We start from the raw sequence: 16,180 nt of genomic DNA on the forward strand, positions 1-16,180 counted from the left end.
ATCGAACAGTATTCGGACCACTCCTGCGGGCCCATCCCCTGCATCAACTGCACGACACCCCGAAGGGATATCGCCTTACGACGGAGTGGGGGACGCGGTGGTACCCGCTGTGGCCTCGACGATCGGCCCGGCGACCGTCGTCTGCTCCGGAAGCGGTGGCAGGAACACTGTGCGATCGAGTCGTCGCAGATCGGTGATCGGATCGACGACTCTCGTCTCGGGGCGACCGCCGACGGCCCGCAGGACGGCCGGCGAGCCGTAGACGACGGCGGCGTAGACGCACGAGCAATGCTCGCGGTACGCGGTGGCCTCGTTGTCGGCGACGATCGCGCCCGTCGCGTAGATCGACCGGACGTCGGCGGGCTTGTCGTCGGCTTTCTCCAGCAGGCCGCGGTAGTGCTGCGCCTCCTGGACCTTTCGCTGGGCGGTCGCGTCCATCGCGGTGATCACGTCGTCGGGCACCCGGTACGCGCCGAGCCGCACCAACTCGGTCTGCGTGGCCGGCAACGGCACCCGGGCGAACACGCTGGACGGGGCGGCATCGCCGAGCACCGGGGCCAGCCGGTCCGGCGCCAGGTAGGCGGTGAACGACACCAGCGCGTACACGGAGTCGTCGCCGGTCAGCGCGGCGAGCTCGTCCCTGCTGCTCTGCACGTACGCCGGGATGGACGCGCCCTCGGGCACCCCGACCCGCAGGACGTCACCCAGGGACGGGTCGCTGCGACTGTGCTGGTTCGCGTCGTGGAGCACGATGAGCGTGGCCGTGACCGCGACCACGGCGACGACGGTCGTGAAGACACGCAGGCGCACCGCACCCCGGAAGATGCGGGCGAGGACGTTGCCGACCGGCGGGAGGAGGCGCTGGTCGAGATGCTGAAGGAGCTTCATCGCCCCGCCAGGGTCGCACAGCGTGCTCGGAGCATCACCGACGGGGTCTATACCGCACTTTGCAGGGTCGCGAGCGCGTCGGCGAGATCCGCCGGGTATTCGCTGACAAACGAGACGTACTCCCCCGTCCGCGGGTGGATGAAGCCCAGCTCGCGGGCGTGCAGCCACTGCCGGTCGAGGTGCAGCCGGGCCGCCAGGGTCGGATCGGCGCCGTACGTCAGGTCGCCCACGCACGGGTGGCGCAGGGCCGAGAAGTGGACCCGGATCTGGTGTGTCCGCCCGGTCTCCAGCTTGATGTCGAGCAGGCTGGCCGCGGGGAACGCCTCGAGCGTGTCGTAGTGCGTGATGCTCGGCCGGCCCCCGGACACGACCGCGAACTTGTAGTCGTGGGTCGGGTGCCGGTCGATGGGTGCGTCGATCGTGCCGCGCAGGGGATCGGGGTGGCCCTGGACCACGGCGTGATACCGCTTCTCCACCTCACGGGCCTTGAACGCCCGCTTGAGCGCGCTGTAGGCCGACTCGCTCTTCGCCACGACCATGAGACCGGTCGTGCCGACGTCGAGCCGGTGCACGACACCCTGCCGCTCGGCCGCGCCGCTGGTGGCCACCGTGTGGCCCATCGCGGCGAGCCCGCCGATCACGGTCGGGCCGGTCCAGCCGGGGCTCGGGTGGGCGGCGACGCCGACCGGCTTGTCGACCACGACGAAGTCGTCGTCGCTGTAGACGACGGTGAGCCCGGCGACCGGGACCGCCTCGACCGCCACGGCGCTCGGCGGGGCGGGCAGCGTGACCTCCAGCCACGCGCCCGCGCTCACCTTGTCCGATTTGGGGCGGACCGCGCCGTCGACGGCCACGTCGCCGGCCTCGACCAACGCCGCGGCGACCGTGCGGCTGAACCCGAACAGCCTGGTCAGCGCCTGGTCGAGCCGCGTGCCGTCGAGCCCGTCGGGCACGGGTAACGAACGGACCTCACGCATGCTCTTCCTTCGCCGTGGGGGTCGCCTCCTGCTCCTTCGACACGCGCGTCCCGTCGCGGCGCCGTCCGGTGAACTCGAGCAGCACCGCGAGCACCACCCCCACAGTCAGGGCGGAGTCGGCGATGTTGAACACCGGGAAGTGGCCCGCGTGGTCGTCGAGGAAGCTGAACATGTCGACCACGTGCCCGTGGAACGGCGCGGGCGCCCGGAAGATCCGGTCGGTGAGGTTGCCCGCGGCGCCGCCGAGCACCAGCCCGAGGGCCACCGCCCAGGCGACCGAGACCGTGCCCTTGATCATCCAGATGAGCCACCCGACCACGCCGATCGCGATGATCGGGAAGATCCACGTGTGATCCTCCAGCATGCTGAACGCCGCACCGCTGTTGCGCGCATAGATCACATAGATCAGTCCGCCGAACAGCTTGAGCGGCTCGCCGTGGGCGATCGTGGACGTCGTCCACTCTTTCACGATCTGGTCGATCGCGATCACCGCGGCCGCGATCACGCCGAACAGCGCCCAAGCGCGGCCGCGCCGAGCGCGCGGGGTGGTCGAGGTGAGATCGTCCTGGGTGGTCAGCGCCGCTCCTCCAACTGCTTGCAGGTGACGCAGAGCGTAGCGGACGGGAACGCGGCGAGCCGCTCCACGGGGATGGCGTTACCGCACTTCTCACACCAGCCGTAGCCGCCCTCGTCGAGCCGCTCCAGGGCCCGCTCGACCTGGGTGATCCGCTCCAGGATGTTGTTGGCGAGCGTGATCTCCTGCTCGCGCTCGAACGTCTTGGTGCCGGTGTCGGCCTGGTCGTCGCCGGCGGAGTCGGTCAGCCGGTGCTGCTGCAACTCGGCGATCTCCACGAGCGTCTGGTCGTGCTCGGCCTTCAACTCGTCGCGCCGCTCCATCAGCGCGACACGGATCTTCTCGGTCTCGGCTGCGGACCGCGTGCCACGGGCAGGCTTCGCCCCAGCGGTCTTGGCCGCGGCGGTCTTCGGTTCTGCGGTCTTGGCCATCGTGGCTCCCTCGGCCGCAGTTGCGGCAATCGGCGTGGTGTTATTCGTTTCGGTACGAGCTGTGCCCCGCCCGGCGGGTCCAGCCTTCTTCGCAATCGTGTTCTTCTTCGCCGGCGCGCTCTTCTTCGCCGGCGCAGTCTTCTTCGCCGTGGCGGCCGGGGCCGCCTTCCTGGTCGCCACCTTGGCGGTCTTCGTGGCGGGCTTCTTGGCCGGTGGCGCTGCCGACGCCTTGGCCGGCCGCGACTCGGTGGCGGCCTTGGAGGGCGGCGCCGCCGAGGCCTTGGCGCGCGGCGCGGAGGCTGCCTTCTGCGCGGGCGCCGCCCGCTTGGTGGGCGTCGCGCTCGCGGCTTTTGTCGTCTTGCTCCCCACAGAACTCCCCCGCGGGTTCGCCTTCTTCACCCCAGCGGTCGTCCCGGCTTGCCGAGTGGCGGGTTTTTGTGCTGTTGTCACACTGGTCACTCGCGTCACATCGGCGGCCGCACCGTGCCCGGCACCGCTCGCTGCCCGGCCTTTCGGCACGGCATCAGCCCGCTCGGCCATGGCTCCCCCAGATGCAAAATGGGCGCGCGACGCGCCGTCGCGCACTCCAGTGGCTGGCAAGAATACGGAATGTACACGCGTCCGACAAACATGCCACACGCATTCCGACAATTGGATCAGTTATTGGCGCCGGTCCTCGCCGTGTTCGGCAAACCAACGGGCGAGTCTTCCGCGCCTGCTCACGGCCCGCAGCCGTCGCTCCGCCACGTCGCGCACCTGCTCGGTTGTCACGATCAGGAGGCTGTCGCGGATCTTCAGGCGGGTCTCGGGTGCCGGGACGAACGCACCGCCGTCGCGCAGCACGAGCGTCACGACCGCACCGACAGGCAATCGTAACTCGTCCACATGCACCCCGTTGAGCTTCGAGCCGGGTGGTACCTCGACCTGCAGCAGATCGGCACCCATGCGCTCGAGCGGGGCCGCCTCGACCTGCAGATCCGTCGGCTCGGCGGGTGCGGTGACGCCGAGGCGTCTGGCGGCGGGCGGCAACGTCATCCCCTGCGCCGCCGTGTAGATCACCACCAGCGCGAACACCACGTTGAACAGAACCTGGGCGCCCGGCACGCCGGCCGACAGCGGGATGGTGGCCAGGACGACCGGCACGGCGCCCCGTAGCCCGGCCCAGGACAGGAACCCCTGTTCGCGCAGGGTGAAGCCATTCGGCTCCAGGCTGAAGGGGGTGACGCTCACCAGTACCGACAGCGGCCGGGCCAGCAGGACGAGAACCAGGCCGACGACCACCGCCGGTAGGACCGCCGCCCCGAACTCGCCCGGCGAGACCAGCAGGCCGAGCAGCACGAACAGCCCGATCTGGGCGAGCCACGCCAGCCCGTCGGCAAAGCCGAGCATCGCCCGGCGGTGCGGGAGGCGGGCATTGCCGAGGACCACCCCGGCGACGTACACGGCCAGGAAGCCGGAGGCGTGAACGACGGCGCCGCCCGCGTACGCGAGCACGGTCAGGCCGATCGCGGCGAGCGGGTAGAGCCCGGCGGACGGCAGCGCGGCCCGGCGCAGCGCCCACGCACCGCCGAAGCCCGCGACCAGCCCGACGGCGGCGCCGGCGATCAGCTCGTAGACGACCAGGCCGACCTGCTCGTACCATGACCCGCTCGCCGCCAGCGGCGCCGACAGCAGCACCACCAGGATGACCACTGGCGCGTCGTTGATGCCGGACTCGGCCTCCAGCAGCGCGGCGAGCCGCGGGCGGACCGGCACCCGGCGCAGGGTGGAGAACACGGCGGCGGCGTCGGTCGAGGAGAGCACCGCGCCGTAGAGCAGGGCCAGCTGCCAGTCGATGCCGAGGGCGTAGTGGACGACCACCCCGACGACCGCGACGCTGACCCCCACGCCGACGGTCGACAGCGCGATCGCCGGGCCGAGCACCGGACGCAGGGTCGACCAGCGGGCGGTGAGGCCGCCCTCGGCGATGATCACGACAAGGGCACAGATGCCCAGCGTGCGGGTGAGCTCGGCGTTTTCGAACTGGATCCCGACGCCGGCCTCGCCGAGGATCACCCCGAGCATGAGGTAGACCAGCAGGCTCGGCAGGCCGAGGCGGACCGAGAGCCGGACGGCGCCGACGCAGATCAGCAGGACTGCCGCGCCGATGAGCAGCGCGACGTTGAGCTCGTGATTCAACGCGTGGTCTCCAGCAGCGCCGCGAGGCGCTCCTGGAGTCCCGCCGGCGCGTCGTCGAGCTCGACGAGCTTGTCACGGCTGGTGGCGCCGGCCTTGAGCCGGAGGGCGGACGGGCGGACCTTGATCGCGTCGGCGAGAGCCCGCAGCGCGGCCTCGTTGGCCTGCCCCTCAACCGGGCGGGCACCTACCGCGACAACGAGCGCCGGACCATACGGCCCCGGGTAGCTCCCGCCGACCGCGGTGCGCGACGCACCGGGCCTGACACGGATCGCGATGGTGACCACGCCTCATTGTGAAGGTTCACTCGATCGAGGACTATCCACCCCCCGGACCGTCCCACGTTCCGGCATTCGCCCCGGCACGGGTCACGGACGGCGGCCCAGCAACACGTCGTTCGGCGCGCAGACACTGCACGGGGTGAAGCCGAGCTCAACCGCCTCGTGCGCGGGCAGCGGCTCGTGCTCCCGGCCGAGCAGGTGCGGGCAGCCCGGGGCGTGGTACCGCGGGCGGCCGTCGATGACGAACACGTCGGTCTCCAGCGCGGCGACCCGGGCGGCGTCGGCGGCCGACGACTGCTGGATCGGCGGCTCGTCCGCCGGGTCCTCGTCGTCGTAGTCGTCGTCATCGTCGTCGTCGTAGTCGGGCGTGGACGGCCCGGCGCCGTACCCGGCCGCGGCCGGGTACTCGTCGTGGCGGCCCCAGTCGGTCTCACCCTGCTGGGGGATCGTCGGCGCCGTGTCTTGTTCATCCCGAATCGGTGCGATCATGGCGGTTTCATCCGTATGGGAGCCGCCGCCGTACGCGGCGCCGGTCCGCGCGCCCGCACCCACCGGCTGCCGCTCGCCGCCCCGTGCCCGACGGACGCCGGCGAAGTCGTCGGCGGAGTGCCCGCCGGTCGTCTGCAGGTCGTCGTGGGTCAGCCGCGACTCCAGCGGGTCGTAGCGCTCCGACGGCACCTGGCGACCGGTCCGGGTCGCGCGCGCCGCACGCGCGGCGGCGGCCTGGCGGCCTCCGACGATGAGTGCGACCGCGGCCAGCAGGCTCGCCGCGATCGACGCCACCAGCAGGCCGTCGGAGCCCTGCAACAGGCCCAGCACGAGCAGGCCGACGGCAACCACGATCAGCAGCAGACTTCCGACGATCACGGCCCTGTCCCTCCGCATGACGGTCCCGGCGCGAGTTCCGGGCGAGTGTCTCTCAGCCGGTACAACGACCGAGACCCCCGGAAGCGACCGGCGCCCCAGCCGAAATCGACTGGGGCGCCGCGTGTCGCATTTGACCAGGTGTGCCGGTCGCGCTGTGCTGACAACTCACGTTGCGGTGCTGGTGTGCCGCCTGTCCAGTGGGGCGTCAGCGCCTCGGCGGGGGCACTGTCAGTGCCGGTGCGCCTTCGCTGCCGCCTCTGCTTCGCCTGCTTCGCTGAGCCTCAGTGGCCGGCGCCGTCGCGACCGTAGGCACCCGACAGGCCGGCCGTGGCCAGGCCACCGCCACCGGCCGCGGCGGCGCGGGTCGCGCCCTCGTTGCGGGCGGCCATCTCGGCCTCGAGGCTCTGCTCGCGGCCGGTCAGGTCGCGCAGCTGGCTCTCCAGGTAGGCCTTGAGGCGCGTGCGGTATTCCCGCTCGAACTGCTTGAGCTCCTCGATGTGCTTCTGCAGCGCGGTGCGCTTGGCGTCGAGGCCGCCCATGGCCTCCTGGTGCCGCTGGCGGGCGTCCCGCTCCAGCGCGTCGGCCTTGGTGCGCGCGTCACGGGTGACCTCCTCGGCCTTGGTGCGGGCCTCGGAGAGCAGCTTGTCGGCCTCGCGGCGCGCGTCGGACACGTGGTCGTCCGCGGTGCGCTGGGCCATCATGAGCACGCGGAGGGCCTGCTGCTCACCGTCACCGCCGCCGGCACCACCACCGCCGCCGCCCTGCGTGCGGATCTGGTCGAGCTCCTGCTGCATGCCGCGGGCCGCCTGCTCGGCGGACGACTTCTCCCGCTGCAGGCGCTCCAGCTGCGACTTGAGGTCGGTGAGCTCCGCCGTGAGGCGCGGGTCACCACCGACACCGGCGGGGGCACGACCGCCTCCACCGCGCTCGAGCTGCGCACGCAGCTCGTTGTTCTCCTCGATGAGCCGGGCGAGCTCACGCTCGACCTCGTCAAGGAAGGCGTCGACCTCCTCCTCGTCGTAGCCCCGTTTGCCGATAGGGGGCTTCTTGAAGGCGACGTTGTGGACGTCGGCCGGGGTCAGCGGCATCGAAACTCCTCAGGTCAGTTGCGGCCGCGTGGCCGCCGAGCGGCGCTGGTCACGAGAACCACACGATCAGGCGGCTTACCACGACGTTCATCAGCACGAACAGGATAACCAGCAGCACAAGCGAGGACAGGTCCACGGCCACGGTACCAATACGCAGCGGACGAATCACCCGCCTCAACGCTTTGAGCGGCGGATCGGTGACGCTCCACACCACTTCAAGCGTCGCCGCGGCACCCCGGCCCGGTTGCCAGCGGCGGCCGAACTGCATGACGTATCCCATGACGAAGCGCGCGAGCAGTGCCACCAGGAAGAGGAAGAGCAGCAGATGCACGATCTGCAAGGTGATGGACACCACGGCCGTTGAGTCCTCGCATCAGCTTTGGTTGAAGAACCCGCCCTCGGCGATCTTAGCTTTGTCCTCCGCGGTGACCTGGACATTCGCAGGCGAGAGCAGGAAGACTCGGTTGGTCACCCGCTCGAAGTTACCACGCAGGCCGAATACCAGCCCGGCTGCGAAGTCGACCAAACGTTTGGCGTCCGCCTCGTCCATTTCGGTGAGGTTCATGATCACGGGAACGCCGTCCCGGAAGTGCTCACCGATCGTGCGCGCCTCGTTGTACGTCGTCGGGTGCAGCGTGGTGATCGCGTAACGGCGATCGTCGCTTTCCTCTTCCACCACTGGCGTCCGCTCCCGCTCCCGGACGGTCGTCTGCGGCGCGAGCGCGAGATTGTCGCGTGTCGGGTAGCTGACCGTCGACGTGGGCCGAGTGATCGAGCGCACGGTGCTCGTCCGGCTCGCCGCGCTCGCCTCCAGGCGCTCGGCAGCCGTGAGCCGCTCCGAGACCGTCCGGGCACGCGGCGCCGGCACCTCGTCGACCTCGTCCTCGTCGTCGGCGAAGTCGTCGCCGTAGCCCCGGTAGTGACGATCGTCGTAGCCACGCTCGTCCTCGTCCTCGACGAGTCCGAGCCAGACGCCCGCCCTGCGCAGAGCACCCATACGCGCTCCTCCGTCCACCGCCATGCGGCACTTCCCCCCGTTGGTGCCACCGATCACGTTGTGCGACACCGCCCCGCCGGCGCAGAACCACACCCGTGTAGTTTTTCCGTTCCCGCGGCCAGGCTACCCCAGTGGAGTTCGATTTCCGAGCAATGCGCTACCGACACGAACATGTGTCGAGCCATGCAGAATCGCCGTTTCGAGATCGTTGCTCATGCCTGCGGAAATCCAGTCCGCACCGGGAAACCGCTGCCGAATCCTGGCCGCGATCGCGGCCAACCGGGCGAACGCCTCGCCCGGTTCCCAGTCCAGCGGCGCCACCGCCATGACGCCGCGCAGCCGCAGCGCCGGGCTCGCCGCGATCGCCTCGGCGACCTGTTCGACCATGCCGGTGACCGCACCGCCGCGGTGCTCGTCGTCGTCCAGGCTCACCTGGACGAGGGCACCCAGCGGCTCGGTCCGCTCCGCCTGCCCGGCGGCCGCCACCAGCGCGTCGACCAGCCTCAGGCTGTCCACGGAGTGCACCACCGACGCGTACCGCACCACCGACCGGCACTTGTTGCGCTGGAGCTGCCCGACGAAGTGCCAGCGCAGGTCCTTGGCGCCGACGGCGGCCGCCTTGGGCGCGGCCTCCTGGTCACGGTTCTCCCCCACGTCGTGGACCCCGAGCGCGCCCAGCCGGGCGACGTCCTCGGCGGGATATGTTTTGGTGATCGCGACGAGTGTCACCTCGTCGGGCTCGCGACCGGCGGCCCGGCAGGCAGCGGCGATCCGCTCCCGCACTCGGGCAAGGTTCCGGCCGATCTCCTCGGTCCGCGCGTCGTCCACGATGGATCAGCCTCTCAGAAGACCGAGGCGGCCACTCGGAGCGGGTGCCCCACAGCGTCCCTCTGCGCGGCCCGCCCAGGCGGCGTGGCGGCCTGCAGCAAAACCGGCAAATCGGAGCAATACCGGTGGATTCTCCGCGGCCTGGGCGGTGCGAGACGGCCGGCTGGCGCGGACCCGACCTTGTGCGGACCCGGCGCGGACAAGCCCCGGCACCGGCCGCCGACCGCAGCCGACATGTCCCGCCGGGACACGAGCCCGCCGGGACAGCACAATTCGTCCCTCGATCATGACAAACCCGAGGACGGACCTGCAAAAACACGATCACGGAGCCCCATTGGGAGCTCCGTGATCGTGAACACACCACGACGCGGCCCGGTTCGGGGCCGCGATCTGCTTATGCGCCGTTCTTCAGGAAGTCCGGCACGTCCACGTCGTCGAACAGGACCCGCCTCGGCGGCGGCGGGGCCTGGCGCTCCTGCGGAGCGGGCTCCTTCGGCTGGGGGTGCGGGGTGCTGTGCTGGGGCCGGGGAGCGCGGGCCTCGATCGGGCGGTACGCCGGGGCGCCGCCGTCGAAGCCGGCCGCGATGACCGTGACCCGGACCTCGTCGCCCAGGGCGTCGTCGATCACGGCGCCGAAGATGATGTTGGCGTCCGGGTGAGCGGCGTCGGTGACCAGTTGGGCGGCGTCGTTGATCTCGAACAGGCCCAGGTCGGAGCCGCCGGCGATGGACAGCAGCACACCGCGGGCACCGTCCATGCTCTGCTCCAGCAGCGGGCTGGAGATCGCCGACTCGGCGGCTTCGACCGCGCGGTTGTCGCCGCGGGCGCTGCCGATGCCCATGAGCGCGCTGCCCGCGCCGCTCATGACGCTCTTCACGTCGGCGAAGTCGAGGTTGATCAGGCCGGGCGTGGTGATCAGGTCGGTGATGCCCTGCACACCGGAGAGCAGCACCTGGTCGGCCTGGCGGAACGCGTCCATCATGCTGATGCCGCGGTCACCGAGGGCCAGGAGCCGGTCGTTCGGAATCACGATGAGCGTGTCGCACTGGTTGCGCAGCTCCTCTATGCCCGCCTCGGCCTGCACCTGACGGCGCTTGCCCTCGAAGGAGAACGGCCGGGTGACCACGCCGATGGTGAGCGCGCCGAGCTTCCGCGCGATGTTCGCCACCACGGGCGCGCCGCCGGTGCCGGTGCCGCCGCCCTCGCCACAGGTGACGAAGACCATGTCGGCGCCCTTGAGCACCTCTTCGATCTCGTCCCGGTGGTCCTCGGCCGCATTCTTGCCGACATCCGGATTGGCCCCCGCACCCAGCCCGCGGGTCAGCTCCCGACCGACGTCGAGTTTGACGTCGGCGTCGCTCATCAGCAGCGCCTGTGCATCGGTGTTGATCGCGATGAACTCGACGCCTTTGAGGCCAACCTCGATCATGCGATTGACGGCATTCACCCCGCCGCCGCCGATGCCGACGACCTTGATGACCGCGAGATAGTTGTGCGGATGAGTCATCGGACCACCTTTCCTTTCGAGGTTGGCGAGCGCCGATCCTTCCCGGAGCCGTCGAACTGGTCGCACCAGACCCGAACCCGACCCCGCGACGGGCGGCGTCCGCCAATGCGAACGCAGAGGGTGGAGGTCCCGCAAACCCTCACCCTTTACTAGAGGCTTATAGTTATGTCAACTAATGCCTTATCGCAAGGTAAGGGCCCGACTGTCGTGATCCAAGGACCGCCACCCGGCGTGTCGGCTATTCGCCCATGATGCCGTCGACCAATTCCCTAACGGCGTCGAGGTGTCCGTTGTGACGGGCGGTCTCCTCGATCATGTGCAGGAGCATCCACCGGACGGAGACGTTCCTGCCGTTGCGCAGGCCGGCGCAGAGCCCGTCGAGGTCCAGACCCTCCGTGAGCTTGCGGGAAAGGTCACACTGCTGCCGGCAGGTCGGGACGGCTCACCGCTCCACCACGACGCCCGGCGCGCTCACGTCGAGCGTGCGGCCGGGCGCGACCTCGGTGAACTGCAGCACGCGCACCTTGGCCTCGTTCTCCGTGGCGTCGCCCCAGACGATCACGCGGTCGTCGGTGAGCTCGAGCCGGATCCGCGTCGGCGACTCGGCGACGAGCGCGGTCATCGACACCCGCAGCACAGGTGGGAGCGCGGCGAGGACCGTCAGCGCGGCCCTGGTGGTCGAGTCGCCCGGCTCCGGATCGGCGATCCGCACGACCGGGAGCCCGACCGGCGCCGACTCGACCGGCAGGTAGGCGACGCCGTCCGCGGCGAGCAGCGTGAACCCGCCGACCTTCGGCACCACGGCCACGGCGGTGCGCTCCTCCACCGTGAGCACCAGCGTGTCCGGGAAGTCGGCCCGGGCGGTCACGGTGCGCACCGGCTTGAGCTCACGCACCCGGCGCTCGACCACGCGACGGTCCAGCCGGGCCAGTGGCGTGCCGGGGCGGACGGCGGCCGCGGCACGTACCGCATCCGGGGAGAGCACCGACACGCCGACGACCCGGATCCGCTCGACGCCCAGTGCCGGCGAGGCGAACACGACGGCCGCCGCCGCGCCGAGGACCATGACGACCCCCAACGCGATCAGCCACGGCCGTGCCGCGCGGAGGCGCTCCCGCCTCGCCCGCTTCGCGAACCGCCGCACCGACTGGGGTGCGTCGCGAGGAGCGAGGACGAGGCGCCATCCGCGCGTCTGGGTCAACGGCGATCAGTCCCCGCGCGAGTGGCGGCCGACGTATCCGTTCGAGGCGCTCTTGAGCGCGGCGAGCAGTTCGTCGCCCATCAGCGAGATCGGCGGGGCGCCCATGGTGACGACCACGTCGCCCTCCTGCGCGCGTGCGACGACCTCGCCGGGCACGTCCTCCCACGAGGGCACGAACACCTTGCGGTCCGCGGGCAGGTCGATGGCGGCGGTCAGCGCCACCCCGCCCTCCCCCGGCTCGCGGAGCTCACCCGGCCCGAAGACCTCCATCACGATCGCTTCATCGGCGAGCGACAGCGCCTCGGCGATCTCCGTCTGAAAATCCCGGGTTCGGTACATCCTGTAGGGCTGGAAGACCACGACGAGCCGGCCGCCCGCGGCGACCTCGCGCAGCGTCCGCAGCGCGGCGGCCATCGGGACCGGGTGGTAGGCGTACTCGTCGTAGATCTTCACGCCCGACTCGGCGCCCTTGAACTCGAACCGCCGCCGGACGCCCGGGAACGCGGCGAGCGCCTCGATCGCGGTCTCGGCCGGGATGCCCAGCCGCACCGCGGTGAGGATCGCGCCGGCCGAGTTGAGCCCGAGGTGGGCGCCCGGGACCGGCAGGAAGACCTCGCCGAGCGGGACGCCGTCGTGGTGGGCGACGTACCGCACGCCGTTGACCGACGAGCGGACCTCGCTGATCTGCAGGTCGGCGTCGGGCGCGGTGCCGTAGGTGACCACGTCGGCGCCGTCGGCCCGGGCCCGCACCGCCATGCGCATCGCCCTGGCGTCGTCGGCGCAGGTCACCACGAAGCCGCCCGGCTCGACCCGGCCGCAGAACTCCACGAAGGCGTCCTCGAGACCCTGCAGGTCGCCGTAGGTGTTGAGGTGGTCGGCGTCGATGTTCGTGACGACCGCGACGTGCGGGTTGTAGAGCAGGAACGACCGGTCGCTCTCGTCGGCCTCGGCCACGAACAGGTCGCCGCTGCCGTGGTGGGCGTTGGAGCCGGCCTCGGAGATCTCGCCGCCGATCACGAACGACGGGTCGGCCCCGCCGTGCTGGAGGATCAACGTGATCATCGACGTCGTCGTGGTCTTGCCGTGCGTGCCGGCGACGGCGATGCTGCGCCGGCCGACCATCGTCGCGGCCAGGGCCTCCGAGCGGTGCATCAGCCGCAGGCCGCGCTCGCGCGCCGTGACCAGCTCGATGTGGTCCTGCGGGATCGCCGTCGAGTAGACGACCGTGTCGACCCCGTCGAGGTTGGCCGGCTCGTGGGTGCGGTAGATCGTGCCGCCGAGCGCCTTGAGGGCCGCCAGCTGCGGCCACTCGCGCAGCTCACTGCCGGACAACGGGATGCCCCTGGTCAGCAGCAGCCGGGCGAGGCCGCTCATGCCGACCCCGCCGACACCGACGAGGTGGACCCGGCCGAGGTCCTCAGCGGTCAGCGGAGTGCTCATGCTCCCACCACCTTCAGCAGGTACCGCCGGAGCGCCTCGTCGCCGTCGCGACGCCCGTAGCCGGCGGCCGCGCGGCTCATCGACTCCAGCCGGGCGCGGTCACGCACCAGCGGTACCACCGTCTCCATGACCCACTCGGGCGACAGGTCGCCGTCCTCGACGATCAGGCCGCCCCCTGCCTCGACCACCGGCAGTGCGTTGCGGCGCTGCTCGCCGTTGCCCCAGGGCAGCGGCACGTAGATCGCCGGCATGCCCACGGCCGCCGTCTCCGCGCAGGTCATCGCCCCGCCGCGGCAGAGTGCCAGGTCGCCGGCCGCATAACCGAGCTCCATCTCGGAGAGGAACTTGATCTTCACGTAAGGCGCGGGGAGGCCGGTCGGCACCTCGACGTCGTCGTTGCGCGCACCGATGATGTGCAGGACCTGCACGCCCGACGCGGTGATGTGCTTGGCCGCGCCGGACACCGCCAGGTTGATCGACCGGGCGCCGGCCGACGCGCCGAACACGAACAGCGTCGGCAGGTAGGGGTCGAGCCCGAAGTGCGCCCGCGCCCGCGCCCGCAGCGCCGCCCGGTCGAGCGTGGCGATGCCCTGCCGCAGCGGGACGCCCACCACCGCGGCGTTCGCCACGGCGGGCATCTGCCGCGCCTGGTGCGGGAAGCCGAGCACGAGGTGCTTGGTGAACCGCATGCCCATCTTGTTGGCCACGCCGATCGGCACGTTGACCTCGTGGATGATCGTGGGTGTCTTGCGCCGCCAGGCGGCGAGGTAGGCGGGGACGGAGACGTAGCCGCCGAAGCCGACCACCGCGTCGGCGTCGACCTCGTCGAGGATCTCGCGGGTCGCCTTCGCCGCCTTCCACATCCGGTCGGGCGTGCGGACCAGGTTCATGTTCACCGACCGCGGCAGTTGGTAGGCCGGGACGTGGCGCAGCTCGTAGCCGCGCTGCGGGATGATCTCCGACTCCATGCCCCGCGGCGATCCGATGCAGGTGATGCGCAGACCGGGGTCGTGCCTGCGCAGGCAGTCGGCGAAGGCGAGCAGCGGGTAGATGTGTCCGCCGGTGCCTCCGCCGGCCAGCACCACCGAGCGCAGCGCTGCCATCAGGTGCTCCTTCCGCGGGTCGACCCCGAGAGCGTCGTGGGCCGGCCCGTCGCGCGTGTCGAGGGGGCCTCACCGTCGTCGTCCGCGCGGGCGCGCGGCAACGGCGGCAACGGCGCCCAGAGTAGTCGCACCCATTTCCGCGGCGGACGGGCATGCATGGCTCGCGCGCAGTCCGGCTCGGCGCGGGCCGCCGACGTGAGCATCCCGGCCGCGCCGAGCGCCACCACCAGCGCGCTGCCGCCGTCGGAGATGAACGGCAGGGGCAGGCCCGTGATCGGCATGAGGCCGACGACACCGCCGATGTTGATGATCGCCTGGCCGACGAACCAGATCGTGATCGACGCGGCGACGAGCCGGCGGAAGGGGTCGTCGACCCTCCTGGCGATGCGTAGCCCGGTGTACGTCAGCATGCCGAAGAGCAGCAGCACCACCAGGCACCCGACGACACCGAGCTCCTCGGCGACGATCGCGAAGATGAAGTCGTTGTGCGCGTTGGGCAGGCGGCCCCACTTCAGGTGCCCCTCGCCGAGGCCGACGCCGAACCAACCACCGTTGGCGACCGCCCAGAGGCCGCGCAGGTACTGGTACCGCCCGTGCTCGGCTTTGGGGTCGATGCTCGGGTCGAAGAAGACCTTGATCCGGTCGAGCCGGTAGTCCTTGCCGGACGGCAGCAGGATGAGCGCCACGATGCCGGCGAGCGCGAGCCCGCCCAGCCAGGCGAAGACGGGCAGCCGCGCCCCGGCCGCCCAGAGCAGCCCGGTGAAGAGCACGACCATGCAGATCATCGACCCGAGGTCGTTGTAGCCGACGAGGACGAGCAGCCCGACGGCCACCGGGAACAGCGGCATGAACAGCTGGCGCCACGCCAGGATGCTGCGTCCCTTGCGCACCAGCAGGTCGGCACCCCACACCACGAGCGCGATCTTGGCCAGCTCGGCGGGCTGGAGCTGCAACCCTCCGACGTGCAGCCACAGGTCGTCGACCCAGATCGGCCCGAGGTGGATGGGCTGCACTTTCTCGTCGGGCGGGGTGCGCCGGGCGGCCAGCCAGCCCATGAGGTCGACGAACCCCATGAGGACGAAGGCACCGATCATCAGCGGTGCCGCCACCGCGCGGAACGTCCGGACCGGCAGCCGCTGGCAGACCCAGAAGGCGATCAGGCCGACGACCGCGGACAGGATCTGCTTGGCGATCGAGGTGAAGGGGCTGCCCGTGGTGGCGTAGTTGTCGATGCTGGTGACGGAGAAGACCATGACGAGGCCGATGAAGACCAAGAGGCCGACGCTGGAGAGCAGCAGGTAGTACGAGGCGAGCGGCCGGTCGAGGAGCCCCCGCAGCGTGTCGAGCCACGCGGTCGGCCACCCGCCGCCGGTTGCCGTCTCCTGATCCCCCTCACCGCGCATGGGGACCATCATCCGGGGTCCGACCCGTCACGTTCCCGACCCGGCGCTCCGCGTGTCGCCCGGCGCTGTCGCGCCGCGCCGCCTATGCACCGACTTGTCGGATATTTCCGTTGCTCCCGATCAACATCCGATGAGGATCACCCGCCCGCGGGGCCAAGCACCGGAAGGCACCGCATCAGGGCCGGGCGCCATCACCGGCCCGCATCGCGGCGCCTCGGCCGGACAGATCCGCCCGGCCGACCCCGATGGTCGACTCGCACGGCTGGACCCAATGGCACGTCGTGGGTGGCCGGGCGGGATGCGTCACCGAGCGCGCGAACGGGTATCCACGCCGGCGAACGCCCGCCGGCATGGATACATCGTTCAACTGCCCACCGTCTCGCGACGCAGGTCAGTCGCACCCCGGGCGCCTCGTCGCGC

At 71.0% G+C, this 16,180-nt stretch carries 17 protein-coding genes; all 17 read right to left on the reverse strand.

The features are described from left to right. Positions 1 to 75: 75 nt before the first annotated feature. The gene (locus Dfulv_RS38850) at positions 76 to 888 is read right to left on the reverse strand and encodes a hypothetical protein (protein ID WP_259858798.1); all 813 of its coding nucleotides are present in this window, start codon (positions 886 to 888) and stop codon (positions 76 to 78) included. Between the two features lie 47 nt (positions 889 to 935). Then, positions 936 to 1,865, reverse strand: coding sequence for an RluA family pseudouridine synthase (locus Dfulv_RS38855; protein WP_259858799.1), 930 nt, complete (start codon positions 1,863 to 1,865; stop codon positions 936 to 938). Continuing rightward, positions 1,858 to 2,370: a signal peptidase II gene (lspA, locus tag Dfulv_RS38860; RefSeq protein ID WP_319805717.1), complete on the reverse strand. Its 513-nt coding sequence runs from the start codon at positions 2,368 to 2,370 to the stop codon at positions 1,858 to 1,860. The genes Dfulv_RS38855 and lspA overlap by 8 nt, the downstream gene beginning before the upstream one ends. A gap of 68 nt (positions 2,371 to 2,438) precedes the next feature. Continuing rightward, positions 2,439 to 2,870 (reverse strand): TraR/DksA family transcriptional regulator, encoded by a 432-nt coding sequence (locus Dfulv_RS38865; RefSeq protein WP_259869061.1) that lies wholly within the window; start codon positions 2,868 to 2,870, stop codon positions 2,439 to 2,441. 660 nt (positions 2,871 to 3,530) lie between these two features. Further along, positions 3,531 to 5,048 carry a potassium/proton antiporter gene (locus tag Dfulv_RS38870; RefSeq protein ID WP_259858800.1) on the reverse strand — a complete coding sequence of 506 codons (1,518 nt, stop codon included), beginning with the start codon at positions 5,046 to 5,048 and terminating at the stop codon, positions 3,531 to 3,533. Then, positions 5,045 to 5,332 (reverse strand): DUF167 domain-containing protein, encoded by a 288-nt coding sequence (locus Dfulv_RS38875; protein ID WP_259858801.1) that lies wholly within the window; start codon positions 5,330 to 5,332, stop codon positions 5,045 to 5,047. Before Dfulv_RS38875 ends, Dfulv_RS38870 begins: the two co-directional genes overlap by 4 nt. 81 nt (positions 5,333 to 5,413) lie before the next feature. Next, the gene (locus Dfulv_RS48995; RefSeq protein WP_259858802.1) at positions 5,414 to 6,193 is read right to left on the reverse strand and encodes a hypothetical protein; all 780 of its coding nucleotides are present in this window, start codon (positions 6,191 to 6,193) and stop codon (positions 5,414 to 5,416) included. Positions 6,194 to 6,474: 281 nt separating this feature from the next. After that, positions 6,475 to 7,281 (reverse strand): DivIVA domain-containing protein, encoded by an 807-nt coding sequence (locus Dfulv_RS38885; protein ID WP_259858803.1) that lies wholly within the window; start codon positions 7,279 to 7,281, stop codon positions 6,475 to 6,477. Positions 7,282 to 7,330: 49 nt separating this feature from the next. Next, a complete protein-coding gene (locus Dfulv_RS38890; protein ID WP_259858804.1) occupies positions 7,331 to 7,636 on the reverse strand; it encodes a YggT family protein in 306 nt (101 codons plus the stop codon). Positions 7,637 to 7,654: 18 nt separating this feature from the next. Continuing rightward, entirely contained in the window at positions 7,655 to 8,278 is a 624-nt protein-coding gene (locus Dfulv_RS38895; RefSeq protein ID WP_259858805.1) for a cell division protein SepF, read from the reverse strand. A gap of 123 nt (positions 8,279 to 8,401) precedes the next feature. Continuing rightward, positions 8,402 to 9,106 carry a YggS family pyridoxal phosphate-dependent enzyme gene (locus Dfulv_RS38900; RefSeq protein WP_259858806.1) on the reverse strand — a complete coding sequence of 235 codons (705 nt, stop codon included), beginning with the start codon at positions 9,104 to 9,106 and terminating at the stop codon, positions 8,402 to 8,404. A 394-nt stretch (positions 9,107 to 9,500) separates the two neighbouring features. Beyond that, positions 9,501 to 10,613 carry a cell division protein FtsZ gene (ftsZ, locus tag Dfulv_RS38905; protein ID WP_259858807.1) on the reverse strand — a complete coding sequence of 371 codons (1,113 nt, stop codon included), beginning with the start codon at positions 10,611 to 10,613 and terminating at the stop codon, positions 9,501 to 9,503. A 238-nt stretch (positions 10,614 to 10,851) separates the two neighbouring features. Continuing rightward, positions 10,852 to 11,001, reverse strand: a complete 150-nt coding sequence (locus Dfulv_RS38910; RefSeq protein ID WP_259869072.1) for a DinB family protein — start codon at positions 10,999 to 11,001, stop codon at positions 10,852 to 10,854. 54 nt (positions 11,002 to 11,055) lie between these two features. Next, positions 11,056 to 11,814 (reverse strand): cell division protein FtsQ/DivIB, encoded by a 759-nt coding sequence (locus Dfulv_RS38915; RefSeq protein WP_259858808.1) that lies wholly within the window; start codon positions 11,812 to 11,814, stop codon positions 11,056 to 11,058. A gap of 6 nt (positions 11,815 to 11,820) precedes the next feature. Beyond that, positions 11,821 to 13,254 (reverse strand): UDP-N-acetylmuramate--L-alanine ligase, encoded by a 1,434-nt coding sequence (gene murC, locus Dfulv_RS38920; protein WP_259858809.1) that lies wholly within the window; start codon positions 13,252 to 13,254, stop codon positions 11,821 to 11,823. Then, a complete protein-coding gene (gene murG / locus Dfulv_RS38925; protein ID WP_259858810.1) occupies positions 13,251 to 14,357 on the reverse strand; it encodes an undecaprenyldiphospho-muramoylpentapeptide beta-N-acetylglucosaminyltransferase in 1,107 nt (368 codons plus the stop codon). Before murG ends, murC begins: the two co-directional genes overlap by 4 nt. Then, a complete protein-coding gene (locus tag Dfulv_RS38930) occupies positions 14,357 to 15,760 on the reverse strand; it encodes an FtsW/RodA/SpoVE family cell cycle protein (RefSeq protein WP_259858811.1) in 1,404 nt (467 codons plus the stop codon). Before Dfulv_RS38930 ends, murG begins: the two co-directional genes overlap by 1 nt. Between the last annotated feature and the right edge of the window lie 420 nt (positions 15,761 to 16,180).

The organism is Dactylosporangium fulvum (genome assembly GCF_025137375.1).
Classification (GTDB): Bacteria; Actinomycetota; Actinomycetes; order Mycobacteriales; family Micromonosporaceae; genus Dactylosporangium; species Dactylosporangium fulvum.

Coding starts and splice junctions, on each gene's coding strand:
- ftsZ (WP_259858807.1), bottom strand. CDS start 10,613: ATGACTCATCCGCACAACTATCTCGCGGTCATCAAGGTCGTCGGCATC.
- murG (WP_259858810.1), bottom strand. CDS start 14,357: ATGGCAGCGCTGCGCTCGGTGGTGCTGGCCGGCGGAGGCACCGGCGGA.
- Dfulv_RS38930 (WP_259858811.1), bottom strand. CDS start 15,760: ATGCGCGGTGAGGGGGATCAGGAGACGGCAACCGGCGGCGGGTGGCCG.
- Dfulv_RS38895 (WP_259858805.1), bottom strand. CDS start 8,278: ATGGGTGCTCTGCGCAGGGCGGGCGTCTGGCTCGGACTCGTCGAGGAC.
- Dfulv_RS38865 (WP_259869061.1), bottom strand. CDS start 2,870: ATGGCCAAGACCGCAGAACCGAAGACCGCCGCGGCCAAGACCGCTGGG.
- Dfulv_RS38855 (WP_259858799.1), bottom strand. CDS start 1,865: ATGCGTGAGGTCCGTTCGTTACCCGTGCCCGACGGGCTCGACGGCACG.
- Dfulv_RS38850 (WP_259858798.1), bottom strand. CDS start 888: ATGAAGCTCCTTCAGCATCTCGACCAGCGCCTCCTCCCGCCGGTCGGC.
- Dfulv_RS38885 (WP_259858803.1), bottom strand. CDS start 7,281: ATGCCGCTGACCCCGGCCGACGTCCACAACGTCGCCTTCAAGAAGCCC.
- murC (WP_259858809.1), bottom strand. CDS start 13,254: ATGAGCACTCCGCTGACCGCTGAGGACCTCGGCCGGGTCCACCTCGTC.